The organism is Rhodanobacter glycinis, from assembly GCF_900114325.1.
In the GTDB taxonomy this organism is placed as follows: Bacteria; Pseudomonadota; Gammaproteobacteria; order Xanthomonadales; family Rhodanobacteraceae; genus Rhodanobacter_A; species Rhodanobacter_A glycinis.
In genome coordinates, this window is the sequence record NZ_FOSR01000008.1 from 54,927 (window position 1) to 68,734 (window position 13,808).

General features: G+C 64.0%; 12 protein-coding genes. 3 read left to right on the forward strand and 9 right to left on the reverse strand.

Going from position 1 to position 13,808, the window contains the following annotated elements; genetic code table 11:
• Positions 1-51: 51 nt before the first annotated feature.
• On the forward strand, positions 52-1,881 hold the full coding sequence (gene glmS / locus BMY90_RS10100) for a glutamine--fructose-6-phosphate transaminase (isomerizing) (RefSeq protein ID WP_092703705.1): 1,830 nt from the start codon (positions 52-54) through the stop codon (positions 1,879-1,881).
• Positions 1,882-2,011: 130 nt separating this feature from the next.
• Here the strand turns inward: glmS and cyoD are convergent, their stop codons facing one another.
• The 4 genes from cyoD to cyoA form a co-directional block, all read right to left on the reverse strand.
• Complete coding sequence (gene cyoD, locus BMY90_RS10105) at positions 2,012-2,407, reverse strand: cytochrome o ubiquinol oxidase subunit IV (protein WP_008216350.1); 396 nt, start codon at positions 2,405-2,407, stop codon at positions 2,012-2,014.
• Positions 2,404-3,030, reverse strand: coding sequence for a cytochrome o ubiquinol oxidase subunit III (gene cyoC, locus BMY90_RS10110; protein WP_008216353.1), 627 nt, complete (start codon positions 3,028-3,030; stop codon positions 2,404-2,406). The genes cyoD and cyoC overlap by 4 nt, the downstream gene beginning before the upstream one ends.
• Entirely contained in the window at positions 3,027-5,015 is a 1,989-nt protein-coding gene (gene cyoB, locus BMY90_RS10115; protein WP_217638570.1) for a cytochrome o ubiquinol oxidase subunit I, read from the reverse strand. Before cyoB ends, cyoC begins: the two co-directional genes overlap by 4 nt.
• A gap of 65 nt (positions 5,016-5,080) precedes the next feature.
• The gene (gene cyoA / locus BMY90_RS10120; RefSeq protein ID WP_092703707.1) at positions 5,081-6,085 is read right to left on the reverse strand and encodes a ubiquinol oxidase subunit II; all 1,005 of its coding nucleotides are present in this window, start codon (positions 6,083-6,085) and stop codon (positions 5,081-5,083) included.
• A 243-nt stretch (positions 6,086-6,328) separates the two neighbouring features.
• Between cyoA and BMY90_RS10125 the strand changes: the two genes are divergently transcribed.
• Together BMY90_RS10125 and BMY90_RS10130 are read left to right on the forward strand one after the other, a co-directional pair.
• Positions 6,329-7,660 (forward strand): MFS transporter, encoded by a 1,332-nt coding sequence (locus BMY90_RS10125; protein ID WP_037102334.1) that lies wholly within the window; start codon positions 6,329-6,331, stop codon positions 7,658-7,660.
• 203 nt (positions 7,661-7,863) lie between these two features.
• Positions 7,864-8,583: an SURF1 family protein gene (locus BMY90_RS10130; RefSeq protein WP_092703845.1), complete on the forward strand. Its 720-nt coding sequence runs from the start codon at positions 7,864-7,866 to the stop codon at positions 8,581-8,583.
• Between the two features lie 93 nt (positions 8,584-8,676).
• Here BMY90_RS10130 and BMY90_RS10135 read toward each other — a convergent pair whose 3' ends face one another.
• The 5 genes from BMY90_RS10135 to rfbB all read right to left on the reverse strand — a co-directional run bounded on the left by BMY90_RS10135 (position 8,677) and on the right by rfbB (position 13,617).
• Positions 8,677-10,089 carry a mannose-1-phosphate guanylyltransferase/mannose-6-phosphate isomerase gene (locus BMY90_RS10135; protein ID WP_092703708.1) on the reverse strand — a complete coding sequence of 471 codons (1,413 nt, stop codon included), beginning with the start codon at positions 10,087-10,089 and terminating at the stop codon, positions 8,677-8,679.
• Between the two features lie 84 nt (positions 10,090-10,173).
• The gene (gene rfbD, locus BMY90_RS10140; protein ID WP_092703710.1) at positions 10,174-11,109 is read right to left on the reverse strand and encodes a dTDP-4-dehydrorhamnose reductase; all 936 of its coding nucleotides are present in this window, start codon (positions 11,107-11,109) and stop codon (positions 10,174-10,176) included.
• Positions 11,106-11,663, reverse strand: coding sequence for a dTDP-4-dehydrorhamnose 3,5-epimerase (gene rfbC, locus BMY90_RS10145; RefSeq protein WP_092703712.1), 558 nt, complete (start codon positions 11,661-11,663; stop codon positions 11,106-11,108). Before rfbC ends, rfbD begins: the two co-directional genes overlap by 4 nt.
• Complete coding sequence (gene rfbA / locus BMY90_RS10150; protein ID WP_092703714.1) at positions 11,660-12,550, reverse strand: glucose-1-phosphate thymidylyltransferase RfbA; 891 nt, start codon at positions 12,548-12,550, stop codon at positions 11,660-11,662. Before rfbA ends, rfbC begins: the two co-directional genes overlap by 4 nt.
• Complete coding sequence (rfbB, locus tag BMY90_RS10155; RefSeq protein ID WP_092703716.1) at positions 12,547-13,617, reverse strand: dTDP-glucose 4,6-dehydratase; 1,071 nt, start codon at positions 13,615-13,617, stop codon at positions 12,547-12,549. Before rfbB ends, rfbA begins: the two co-directional genes overlap by 4 nt.
• Between the last annotated feature and the right edge of the window lie 191 nt (positions 13,618-13,808).

Sequence of the window (13,808 nt, forward strand, 5' to 3'; positions counted from 1 at the left end):
TCCCGGAAAGCGACGGCACCCGTTTCGCTTCGACCTTAAGGATGATTGTCCATGTGTGGAATTGTTGCTGCCGTCGCCCAGCGTGATGTGGCCCCCTTGCTTATCGCCGGCCTGAAAGAGCTGGAATACCGCGGCTACGACTCGGCCGGCCTGGCCGTGCTTGAAGGCAACCAGGTTCGCCGGATTCGCGCCAAGGGCAAGGTGCGCGAAATGGAGTCGTTGTACCAGGCCGATCCGTTCCCCGGCGGCACCGGCATCGCGCATACCCGTTGGGCCACCCACGGCATGCCCAACGAGGCCAACGCGCATCCGCACGTCGCCGGCCGCGTCGCGATCGTGCACAACGGCATCATCGAGAATTACGCGCCGCTGCGCGAGGCATTGCAGGCGCGCGGCCATGTGTTTACCTCCGAGACCGACACCGAAGTGATGGCCGCGCTGATCGACGCGCGCATCGATACCGGACTGGGTTTGCGCGAGGCCGTGCTGGCCGTGGTGCGTGAACTGGAAGGCGCCTATGCCATCGCCGTGATCAGCCGTGACGAACCCGATTGCGTGATTGGTGCCCGTCGTGGTGCGCCGCTGCTGGTGGGCGTGGGCATCGGCGAAAACTTCCTCGGTTCGGATGCGCAGGCGCTGATCCAGGTCACCAACAAGATGATCTACCTCGACGAGGACGATGTCGTCGAGATCACCCGCGAGCGCGTGCAGGTCTTCGGCCTCGATGGCCGGCCGGTCGAGCGCGAAACGCACGAGAGCGAACTGTCCGCCGATGCCGTGGAACGCGGTGAATACCGCCACTACATGCAGAAGGAAATCTTCGAGCAGCCGCGCGCGGTCGCCGACACGCTGGAGTCGCGCATCGGCCCGCATGGCGTGTTGCCGAACATCTTCGGTGTCGGCGGCGACGAACTTCTGGCAAAGGTCCGCGGCGTGCACATCATCGCCTGCGGCACCAGCTACCACGCCGGGCTGGTGGCGAAGTACTGGATCGAGGAGTACGCGCGCCTGCCGGTAGCCGTGGAAGTGGCCAGCGAATACCGCTACCGCGAAGCGGTGGTGCCGGCGGACACGTTGTTCGTGGCGATCTCGCAGTCCGGCGAAACCGCCGACACGCTGGCGGCGATGCGCGAATCGCGTCGTCGCGGCTATCTGGGCACGCTGGCCATCTGCAACGTGCCGGAGTCCTCGGTGGTCCGCGAGGCCGATTTGAAACTGATGACACGCGCCGGTCCGGAAATCGGCGTGGCTTCGACCAAAGCTTTCACCACCCAGCTTGCAGCACTGGCCTTGCTGACGTTGCGGCTGGCCCACGAGCGCGGGCTGGACGAGACGCGCTATCTCGCGCTGTGCGAGCAGTTGCAAAGCCTGCCGCGGATGATCGAGCAGGCCTTGCAGCTCGAGCCGGAAATCCAGGCGCTGGCCGAGCACTTCATTCCACGCCATCACGCGCTGTTCCTCGGCCGCGGCGTGCAGTTCCCGGTGGCGCTGGAAGGCTCGCTCAAGCTCAAGGAAATCTCCTACATCCACGCCGAGGCCTACCCGGCGGGTGAGCTCAAGCACGGCCCGCTGGCCTTGGTGGACGAGGACATGCCGGTGGTGGCAGTAGCCCCCAACGGTCCGCTGCTGGACAAGCTCAAGTCCAATCTGCAGGAAGTGCGCGCACGCGGCGGCGAGCTGATCGTGTTCGCCGACAAGGCCGCGCCGATGGACGGCAACCCCTCCCGTGGCAGCGTGCTGCGCGTGGATGCAGGCGGCGAATTCATCGCCCCGGCCGTGTTCACCGTACCGCTGCAGCTGCTCTCCTACCACGTGGCGGTGCTGCGTGGCACCGACGTCGATCAGCCACGCAACCTGGCCAAGTCGGTCACGGTGGAGTAAGTCGGCAGATCGCGAAAGATCTTCCTGTACGTGATGAAACGAAAAGCCGGCTATTGCCGGCTTTTCGTTGAAGGGTGCAGCCAGGGATGGCTGCCCGTTTGATCTTCGCGATCAGGGATGACCGCAAAAATCACTCGGTGTGGTGATGGTATTGCGGCGACATCGGCATCATGTTGGTGTTTTCGTTGTACATGACCCAGATGGATGCGCCCAGCACGATCACCACCAGCACGATGGTGAAGATGAAGGCCAGCATGTTCCAGCCGTCTTCGGAATGTACGTCCAGGTGCAGGAAGTAGATGATGTGCACCAGGATCTGCGCGATGGCGAAGAGCAGCACGATGGAGATGGTCAGCCAGGGGCTGCTCAGCACGTGGCCCATCACCAGCCAGAACGGGATGACGGTCAGGATCGCCGCGAGTACGAAGCCGGTCAGATAGCCACGCAGGCTGCCCTGGTGCACGTGCAGGGCATCGTCGCCGTGGCCCGCCGGTGTGTCGTGGCCGGATGCAGAGGGGTGGTTCATCGCAACACTCCTGCCAGATAGACGTAGCTGAAGACGCCGACCCAGACCAGGTCCAGGAAGTGCCAGAACATGCTCAGGCAACGCAGGCGCCGGATGTTGGCTTCGGTCAGGCCGAACTTGCCCGTCTGGACCATCAGCACGATCAACCAGAGAATGCCCACGGACACATGCAGCCCGTGCGTGCCGACGAGGGTGAAGAACGACGACAGGAACGCGCTGCGGTCGGGGCCGGCGCCCTCGGCGATCATGCCCGCGAACTCGTGGATCTCCAGTCCGACGAACGCCGCTGCCAGCAATCCGGATACGGCCAGCCAACCAAGCATCGCACGCTGGTTTCGGCGTGCCATTTCCAGCATGGCGAAACCGAAGGTCACCGACGAAATCAACAGCAACGCGGTGTTCACGGCCAGGCCGGGCAGGTCGAGCACCTGGGCGGCTGACGGCCCCCCCGCGTAGTTGGTGCCGAGCACGGCATTGCAGGCAAACAGCGACGCGAAGATGAAGCAGTCGCTCATCAGGTAGATCCAGAACCCCAGCAGGGTTCCGTTATGTACCGGCGGCTCTTCGTGGCAGATGAAGCGCGAGGGTGCCGTGCCCGCGGTGTCGATGGCGGTGGTATTCATGCGCGCACCTCCGCGGTATCAGGCTGCCAGCTGTTCGTGTGTTCGATCTTTCGCACCTCGTCCGCGGGGATGTGGTAATCGCGGTGATAGTTGAAAGTGTGGGCGATGGCTACGGCGATGACGCCGACGAACGACACCACGGCCAGCCACCAGATGTACCAGACCAGGCCGAAGCAGCAGGCGAAGGACAGCACGCCGATGATCGCGCCGGCTGCGGTGTTTTTCGGCATGTGGATGGTGTTGAAGCCTTCCATCGGCCGCTGGTAGCCATGCTTCTTCATGTCCGTCCAGGCATCACGCTCGTGCACGTTCGGAATGAAGGCGAAGTTGTAGTCCGGCGGTGGCGATGAGGTGGCCCATTCCAGGGTGCGGCCATTCCACGGATCGTTGCCCACGGCATATGCCTCGCGCCGCTTGATGCTGATGCCGATCTGGATGACGAAGGCCAGGATGCCGATCGCGATCAGGAAGGCACCGAACGCGGCGACCACGAAATACGGTTGCAGGGCCGGATTGTCGAAGTGGCTCAGGCGACGGGTCACGCCCATCAGGCCGAGGATGTACAGCGGGCCGAATGCCACCCAGAAGCCGATCTGCCAGCACCAGAAGCTGACCTTGCCCCAGAACTCGTCAAGCTTGAATCCGAATGCCTTGGGGAACCAGTAGTTGACGGCCGCGAACACGCCGAACACCGTGCCGCCGATGATCACGTTGTGGAAGTGCGCGATCAGGAACAGGCTGTTGTGCAGCAGGAAGTCCGCAGGCGCCACCGACAGCATCACGCCGGTCATGCCGCCGATGGTGAAGGTGAACAGGAAGCCCATCGTCCAGAGCATCGGCACGGTGAAGCGCACGCGTCCCCGGTACATGGTGAACAACCAGTTGAATATCTTCACGCCGGTGGGAATGGAAATCATCATGGTGGTCAACGAGAAGAACGAGTTGACGTCGGCCCCCGAGCCCATCGTGAAGAAGTGATGCAGCCAGACCAGGTAGGACATGATCATGATCGCGACGGTGGCGTAGACCATCGACGAATAGCCGAACAGCGGCTTGCCCGAGAACGTGGGCACGATTTCCGAGTACACGCCGAAGAGCGGCAGGATCAGGATGTAGACCTCCGGGTGGCCCCACACCCAGATCAGGTTGATGTACATCATGATGTTGCCGCCGAACCCGCTGGTGAAGAAGTGGGTGCCGAGGTAGCGGTCCAGCGAGAGCAGGAACAATGTGGCGGTGAGGACGGGGAACGTCGCGATGATCAGCCCGCTGGTGCACAGCGTGGTCCAGCTGAATACCGGCATCTTCATCAATGACATGCCGGGCGCGCGCATCTTCACGATGGTGGCCACGAAATTGACGCCGGTCAGCAACGTGCCGACACCAGCCAGCTGCAGGCCCCAGATGTAGTAATCGACGCCGGGCCCTTGCTGCAGCTCCGAGATGGGCGGATAGGCGAGCCAGCCGGCGGTCGAGAAGTCACCGATGAACAGCGACACCATGAACAGGATCGAGCCCCAGAAGGTGAACCAGAAGCTCAGGTTGTTGAGGAACGGAAACGCCACGTCGCGCGAGCCGATCTGCAGCGGCATGGCGAAGTTCATCAAGCCCGTGATGTAGGCCATGCCCACGAAGAAGATCATGATCGAGCCGTGCGCCGAAAAGATCTGGTCGTAATGTTCCGGCGGCAGGTAACCCATGTGCGGGCCGAAGGCGACGGCCTGCTGAGCGCGCATCATGATGGCGTCGGAGAAGCCGCGCAGCAGCATCACCGTGGCCAGGATCATGTACATGATGCCGAGCTTCTTGTGATCCACGCTGGTGAACCACTCGTGCCACAGATAGCCCCACAGGCGCTTCTTGGTGACAAACCCGAGGATGGCCAGTCCGCCGATGAGCACCACGATGAGGGTGACAAGAACGATGCGGCCTTCGAGGTCGGGCTGCAGAAACGGCAGCGAGTCGAGCGACAGCCGGCCAAACAGGAAATTCCAGATGGCGGCGCGATGAGGCATGGCTTCGGGCATGGTTTGAGTCTCTGAAAACAGAATCAGTGCGTCTTCGCGGCTTGCGCGGGTGCTGCGGCATTTCCGGACGAAGGTGCGTCGACATGGTCAGCCGGGGCAGGCATGCCTTGCATGGCATGGCCGGCCTTGGCATCGGCGGACATCATCTGGCTTGCGCACACCTGGCCGGGATCGACGCAGCGATTGAGGATGCGGGTGTACAGGCCGGACTCGAAATGGGCGTAGTAATGCACGGGCGCATTGCGGTCGGGCTGGCGCAGTTGGTCATAGGCCGAGCGATCGAGGTCGGTGCCCTGGGCGCGAACCTTGGCAACCCAATCCTTGAAATCCTGCGGGTTCATGCCATCGAAGCTGAAGCGCATGTCGGTAAAGCCGGCGCCGCTGTAATTGGCAGAAAAACCCTTGTATTGCCCCGGCTTGTTGATGACGGCGTGCAGCATCGTCTGCATGCCGGGCATCGTGTAGATCTGGCCCGCCAATGCCGGCACGAAGAACGAATCCATCATGGTGTCCGACGTGAGCTTGAACTTGATCGGGACATTCACCGGCGCGGCCAGCTGATTCACCGTGGCAATGCCGTACTGCGGGTAGAAGAACAGCCATTTCCAGCGCAGCGAAACGACTTCCACTTCCAGCGGCTTGGTATCGGCGGCAATCGGTTTTCCGGGCGCCACCCGGGTAAGTGAGCGATAGGGATCGAGCTGGTGGGTGCCGATCCAGCTGATGGCGCCGACAATGATGATGATCAGTACCGGCGCGGCCCACACCACCAGTTCCAGCTGCGGAGAGTGGTCCCATTCGGGGTCGTGACGGACTTTCTCGTTGGATGACCGGTAACGCCATGCGATAACCCCGATCGCGATCAGCACCGGCACGATAATCAGCGCGATGATAATCGTGGTGATGATCATGACATCGCTTTGCTGGCGCGCGACGTCGCCGGAGGGGCTGAGCAATACGAGGTGGCAACCACCCAGCAGAAGCGCAAGGGGAAGCAACAGTAAACCGCGGAGATGTTTCACTGTCATGGGTACCTGTGTACCAAGCAACGGACCGGTGCATACACTACTCTTCGAGGTGGGTTTACACTACTCGCACGAACACCACTCCCCGAAAGTGCGCTGCTTGACCCGGCTGGTTTATCAGGGCCTGATTTGTAGCCGTAAAGGGAGCTTGTGGAGTCCGGAACAAGCGGCTGCTGCGTCGTTATACCGCACCGATTTGTCTGGCACTTGTTGCACGATCACCGTCGTCGTCGCCACGGAATTGTCATGTCTACTAGCAATATCCAATCAGCCCCGGGTTCTGTGGTCCATGCGCATGGCGGTGGCTCCCACACGGAGCAACTCGCGGCAGGAGATCTTGCCGTCGGCGTGGTGGTCGGGCGCATTTCCCAATCGTTCGATTTCTTCGTGTTCGGCATTGGCTGCGTGCTGGCGTTTCCGGCCGTGTTTTTCCCGTTCGCCAGTGAGCTCGACGGGGTTTTCTACTCGTTTGCGGTTTTCGCGCTGGCTTTCATCGCGCGCCCCTTGGGCTCCATGTTCTTTCTGGTGGTGCAGCGGTATATCGGGCTTCCCGCGAAACTGACCATCACGCTGTTTCTGCTGGGCATGGCGACGGCTGGTACGGCGTTCCTGCCCGGATACGGCTCGTGGGGGTGGGCGGCGATCGCGGTGCTGGCAGTGTTGCGTTTCGTGCAGGGTTTTTCGCTGGGCGGAAGTTGGAACGGCCTGGCTTCGTTGATGGCGATCAAGGCGCCCAAGGATCGGCGCGGCTGGTACGCCATGCTGCCGCAGTTGAGCGATCCGATCGGCTTCATCCTTGCTGCGGCGCTGTTCGCCTACATAAGCGCGAGCCTGAGCCACAAGGAGTTCATCGACTGGGGCTGGCGCTATCCGTTCTTTGCAGCGTTTGCCATCAACGTGGTGGCCTTGTTCGCCCGGCTGCGCATGGTGGTGGCGCCACGCTATGTCGAGCAGCTCAAGGAGCGTGACCTGATGCCCTCGCCGATGGGCGAGCTGGTTCGTTCGCAAGGCGACAACATCGCGCTGGGCGCCTTCGCCCCGCTGGCGAGTTATGCGATGTTCCACCTGGTGACCATCTTCGCGTTGTCGTGGGCGTTGCTCTTCACGCAGCAATCGGTGCCCGACTTCCTCGTGGTGCAGATCGTCGGCGCCTTCGTGGCGCTGCCCTGCATGATCCTGTCCGGCAAGGTGGCGAATCGGTTCGGCCGTCGCACCACGCTGGCCGCGGGTGGCGCAATGATCGCGGTCTACAGCGGCTGGACCGCGCTGCTGCTTGCCGACGGCACCATGCACGGCTATTTGTTCATCATCATCGGCTATGCCCTGCTCGGCTTCACGCACGCACAGGCAGCCGGTGCGGTGAGCTCGAATTTCCGACCGGAATTCCGCTATACGGGCGCCATGATCACCTCGGATCTGGGTTGGCTGATCGGCGCCGGCTTCGCGCCACTGGTGGCCTTGGCGCTGGCCCGCTATGCCGGTGTGCCTTACGTGGGGCTTTACCTCCTGTCCGGCGCCATCGGTACGCTGGCGGCTCTATGGTTCAGCCGGCGCTCGGGTGGCCTGCCCAACGACTGATGCGCGAATCCATTCATTGCCCGTGATGTCAAACGACCAGGCCCGCATCAAGCGGGCCTGGTCGTTTCTGCGCACTGCGACATCATGGACATCTTCACGAGGGTTTGGCCGGTTCCGCCATGCCACGCATGGTGCGATCATGCACGGCTATGTCAGACACAGATACTTCGCCGAACGAAAATGGCCGCAACGTACGAGGCCCGTTGGCGCTGAGCCTGCTCGCGTTACTCGGCCTGGTGCTGTTTGTCGGCTTCGTGGCGTTGGGTACCTGGCAGGTGCATCGGCTGGCCTGGAAGACGGCGCTGATCGCCCATGTCAACGCGCGCGTGCATGCGCCGCCGGTGCCTGCGCCGGGTCCGGCGGACTGGGCTGGCATCACCGCGGCCAGCGCCGAATATCGCCACGTGCGCTTGTCCGGCACCTACCTCGACGACCGGCAAACGCGGGTATGGACGGCCACGGACAAGGGCAGCGGCTACTGGATCCTCACGCCGCTGCGTCGCGACGATGGCAGCATCGTGCTGGTGAACCGCGGGTTTGCGGCGGAGGGCTGGTGCGACCTCAAGGGGCATTGCCCGCCTCCACCGACGGGCGAGGTCACCGTTACCGGCCTGCTGCGGATCAGCGTGCCCTCCGGGCTGTTTCGCCACAACGATCCGACCACCGATACCTGGTACACCCGCGACGTGTCGGCGATCGCCAAGGCCCGCGGCCTGCACGACGTGGCACCGTACTTCGTGGATGCCGATGCCCATTCCAACGCGGATGGCAAGCCCTGGCCCGAGGGTGGCATGACCGTGATCCACTTTCCCAACCACCACCTCAACTACCTGATTACCTGGTACATCCTGGCGTTGATGGTGTTGGGCGCGGCGGGTTACGTGGCGCGCGACGAGTACCGGTTGCGCAAGCGAAAGAAGTGAGTGGAGAGGAGTGAGAAGTGAGAGAAAAGCACGGGCGTGCTGCGTGACGCCGCTCTCTCTCACTTCTCACTCCTCTCCACTCACTCCTCGCCTTCAGGCTCTCCCGTACACGTCGTCGAAGCGCACGATGTCGTCTTCGCCCAGGTAGCTGCCAGACTGCACTTCGATCAGTTCCAGTGCCACCTTGCCGGGGTTGCGCAGACGGTGCTTGCTGCCCAGCGGAATGTAGGTGCTCTGGTTTTCGCCGAGCAGGAACACCTTGTCGTCGCAGCTCACTTCGGCGGTGCCGGAGACCACGATCCAGTGCTCGGCGCGGTGATGGTGCTTCTGCAGGCTCAGGGCTGCACCGGGTTTCACCACGATGCGCTTGACCTGGAAACGCTCGCCGGCTTCCAGTGAGTCGTAGCTGCCCCAGGGGCGGTGTACCACGCGGTGGACCGAATGCTCGCTGCGGCCGGCGGCCTTCAGTTGCTCGACGATCTTCTTCACGTCCTGGGCGGCATCGCGATGTGCAACAAGGGTGGCGTCCGGCGTGGTCACCACCACCAGGTCGTCCACACCCACGGTGGCGACGAGGTGGCGCTCGTGCGAGCGCAGCAGCGAATTGTGCGTGTTCACCACCAAGGTATCGCCTTCGCGCAGGTTGCCGTCGCTATCGTGCTCGCCGGCCAACCAGAGCGCCGACCACGAACCGATGTCGCTCCATGCGCAGCTCACCGGGATGACCGCCGCACGCGTGGTCTTTTCCATCACCGCGTAGTCGATGGAATCGTCCGGCACTTTGGCGAAGGCATCCTTGTCCACGCGCACGAAATCGAGATCGGCGTGCGCGGAGGCGTGCGCGGCGCGCACCGTGGCGAGCATGGCCGGGGCGTGCTGTTCCAGTTCCTCCAGGTAGCGCGCGGCCTTGAACAGGAACATGCCGGAGTTCCAGTCGTAGCTGCCGTCGGCCAGGTAATCCTGCGCGGTAGCCAGGTCCGGCTTCTCGACGAAGCGTTCGACCTGGAAGCCATGCGCGCCCAGTGCCGCGCCACGGCGGATATAGCCGAAACCGGTCTCGGCGCGATCGGGGCGGATACCGAAGGTGGCCAGCCAGCCCTCCATGGCCAGCGGCAGCGCCTGTGCCACGGCAGCGGCGAAGGTCTGCGTGTCGCCGATCATGTGGTCGGCAGGGAGGACCAGCAGCAAGGCATCGGGATCGCGCTTGATCGCCTCCAGCGCACCGAGTGCGATCGCCGGGGCGGTGTTGCGCGCGACCGGTTCGAGCACCAGGGTGCCATCTTCGATGCCCGCTTCGAGCAATTGCTCGGCGGCGAGGAAGCGGTGGTCCTCGCTGGCCACCACGATCGGTGCAGCCACATCGGGCAATTGCCGGGTGCGCGCAATGGTCTGCTGGAACAGCGTGCCTTGTCCGGCCAGGGCCAGAAACTGCTTGGGCATGTTTCGGCGCGAGATGGGCCACAGGCGCGTGCCGCTGCCGCCGCTGAGGATCAAGGGAATGAGCATGGTGGATCTACCTGCGAGAAAGCGTTTGCCCGGGGCATCGCGGCTCGGCCGACAGGCGCGCCGTTTGCGCGCCTGTCGGCCTGTTCAGGCATGCGGGTGCGCGAGCGCGTCCAGCACGTCATGCAAGCCGGTTTGCCAATCGGACAAAGCATAGCCGAAGCGGGCGCCGAAGCCGGTGTTGTCGAGCACCGACCATGCTGGGCGCGCGGCCGGGGTGGGGAACTCGGTGGTGGCGATGGGCGCCACGTGTGGCTGGCGTTCGAGCAGCCCCCGCGCATGGGCCGCGTCGAAGATGGTGCTGGCGAAGCCATGCCATGAGGTGTGCCCGCTGGCGACCAGGTGGTGGGTGCCGACGAGGGTGCGTCGTTGTGCGGCGTCGGCCTGTTGCCAGGCATCCAATGCGGCCAGCGTGCCGCGCACGATCAGCGCGGTGCTGGTAGGGGCGCCGATCTGGTCGGCAGCCACGCGCAGCTCGTCGCGCTCGGCGCCCAGTCGCAGCATGGTGCGCAGGAAGTTGTGGCCATGCGGCGCATACACCCACGCGGTGCGCAGGATCAGGTGGTCGGCGCCGCTGGTGCGCAGCGCGCGTTCACCAGCCAGCTTGCTGCGGCCGTAGGCACCCAGCGGCGCGACGGGCGCGTCGACCGGATACGGTGCGGTGGCATTGCCGTCGAACACGTAATCGGTGGAGTAGTGCACGACTAGCGTGCCATGCGCTGCAGCCCAGCGGCCGAGAGCGCCGACGGCGTCGCCATTGACACGGGTGGCCAGGGCTTCTTCCTGTTCGGCACGATCCACCGCGGTATAGGCGGCGGTGTTGACGATGAGGTCGGGGCGCAGGCGATCGAGCAGGGCGGGCAGGCTGTCCGGCGACGACAGGTCGGCGACTTCGGCCGGGCCGTCGTCGAAGCGATGGCCGTCGCGGCTGGTGACCGTCAGCTCGCCGCGTGCGGCCAGGCCACCGTCCTCGACAAAGCTGCGGCCGAGCTGGCCGTTGGCGCCAAGCAGCAGGATTCTCATGCCTCGAACACCGGCAGCCGTTCGGGCGGCACGTCGGCGAGCAGCGGCGTCTTGCCATCCTTGTCCGACAGCAGCGGTGCGCTGACCGGCCAGTCGATGGCCAGTGCGGCGTCATTCCAGCGAATGCCGGCGTCGGCCTTCGGGTCGTACAGTGCAGTGCACTGGTAGCTGAAGGTGGCGAATTCGGAGACCACGCAGAAGCCGTGCGCGAAGCCTTCCGGGACCCAGAAGTGGCGATGATTGGCGGCGGTCAGCATGACGCCGGTGGCTCGCCCGAAGGTGGGCGAGCCGCGACGAATGTCCACCGCCACGTCGTACACCTCGCCTTCCAGCACGCTGACCAGCTTGCCTTGCGGGTTTGGCCACTGGTAATGCAACCCGCGCAGCACGCCGCGGGCCGAACGCGAGACGTTGGATTGCACGAAGCGGCGGTCGATGCCGGCCTCGCGGTATTTCGCCTCGTTGTAGCTTTCGTAGAAGAAGCCACGGGCATCGCCGAACACCTGCGGTTCGATCACCACGGCGCCGGGCAAGGGGGTAGGCAGCACCTTCATCGGGCCAGCCCCTGCGAGACCAGTCGCTGCAAGTACTGGCCATAGCCGGTCTTGGCCAGCGGTGCAGCCAGGCGCAGCACCTGTTCGGCATCGATCCAGCCGTTGAGGTAGGCGATCTCCTCCGGGCAGCACACCTTCAGGCCCTGGCGATTTTCGATGGTCTGGATGTAGTTGCCTGCTTCCATCAGCGACTCGTGGGTGCCGGTGTCCAGCCAGGCAAAACCGCGCCCGAGCTGTTCCAAATGCAGTGAATCGTCATCCAGATAGCAGCGGTTGAGGTCGGTGATTTCCAGCTCGCCACGCGGGGAAGGCTTCAACGCGGCGGCGTAGTCGCACACCCGGCCGTCGTAGAAGTACAGGCCGGTGACGGCGTAGTTCGACTTCGGCTGGGCGGGCTTTTCCTCTAGCCCGATCACGCGGCCTTCGGCGTTGAATTCGGCCACGCCGTAGCGTTCCGGGTCACGCACCCAGTAGCCGAACACGGTGGCGCCGTGCTCGCGGGAGGCGGCACGCTTCAGTCGCTCGGTGAGGCCGTGGCCGTAGAAGATGTTGTCGCCCAGGACCAGGCAGCTCGGCTTGCCGTCGATGAAGTCGCGGCCGATGGTGAATGCCTGCGCCAAGCCGTCGGGCGAGGGTTGCACCGCGTAGCGGATGTCCAGCCCCCATTGCGAGCCATCGCCCAGCAGGCGCTGGAACATGTCCTGTTCGTGGGGGGTGTTGATGACCAGCACTTCGCGGATGCCGGCCAGCATCAGCGTGGCCAGCGGGTAGTAGATCATCGGCTTGTCGTACACCGGTAGCAGCTGCTTGCTGATCGCCTTGGTGATCGGATAAAGCCGTGTGCCGGAACCGCCGGCGAGGATGATGCCCTTGGTGGTGTTGCTCATTGTCCCAGCCGCTCCATGCGATAGCTGCCGTCGAGTACGCGTTGTACCCACGGTTGGTGATCGAGATACCAGTCCAGCGTGGCCGCAATGCCGCTTTCGAAGGTCTGCGACGGCTTCCAGCCCAGCTCGCGCTGCAACTTGGACGAGTCGATGGCGTAGCGACGATCGTGGCCGGGGCGATCCTTCACGTAGGTGATCAGCGACTCGCGGGCACGGCCATCGGCCAGCGGGCGGCGCTGGTCGAGCAGGGCGCAGATGGTCTTCACCACGGTGATGTTGGTGCGCTCGGCATTGCCGCCCACGTTGTAGGTTTCACCCACGCGACCGGCGTCCAGCACGCGGCGGATCGCCGAGCAGTGGTCGCCCACGAACAGCCAGTCGCGGATGTTCAGGCCGTCGCCATAAACCGGTAACGCTTCGCCGGCCAGCGCCTTGGCGGTCACCAGCGGAATGAGCTTTTCGGGGAACTGGTACGGCCCGTAATTGTTCGAGCAGTTGGTGGTCAGCACCGGCAGCCCGTAGGTATGGTGGAACGCGCGGACCAGGTGGTCGGAGGCGGCCTTGGACGCCGAGTAGGGCGAATTGGGCGCGTAGGCGGTGGTTTCGGTGAACTGACCTTCGTCGCCCAGCGAGCCGTAGACCTCGTCGGTGGAGACGTGCAGGAAACGGAACGCCTCGCGGGCCGCGCCTTCGAGGCCGCGCCAGTAGTCGCGGGCGCATTCCAGCAGGCCCAGGGTACCGACCACGTTGGTCTGCACGAATTCGGCCGGGCCGTCGATGGAGCGGTCCACGTGCGACTCGGCGGCAAAATTCACGATCGCGTCGGGGCGGTACTCGGCCAGCAGCTTCGCCACCAGCGCCCGGTCGCCGATGTCGCCCTGCACGAACACGTGCCGGTCATTGCCCTGCAACGAAGCCAACGTGTCGAGGTTGCCGGCATAGGTGAGCTTGTCCAGATTCACCACGCGCAGGCCGTCGGCAACCGCCTGCAGCACGAAATTTGCGCCGATGAAGCCGGCGCCGCCGGTGACGAGAAGGGTGGTGGCGTGACTGGATGGGCTGTTCATTCGGCCTTCTTTGATGTCATATGCCGTACATTCGCCGGCGAATGGTTGCTATGGTTGCACCTGTGCCGCGCGAACAGGACCGGCGCGGCGATATTCGTATAGTTTGCCATTGATTGGCTGAAGACGAGGAGCACGGAGACTCCGCAAGTAACGGGTGTCTGCTGCATGGCACCGCGGTGTGACCGTAAATT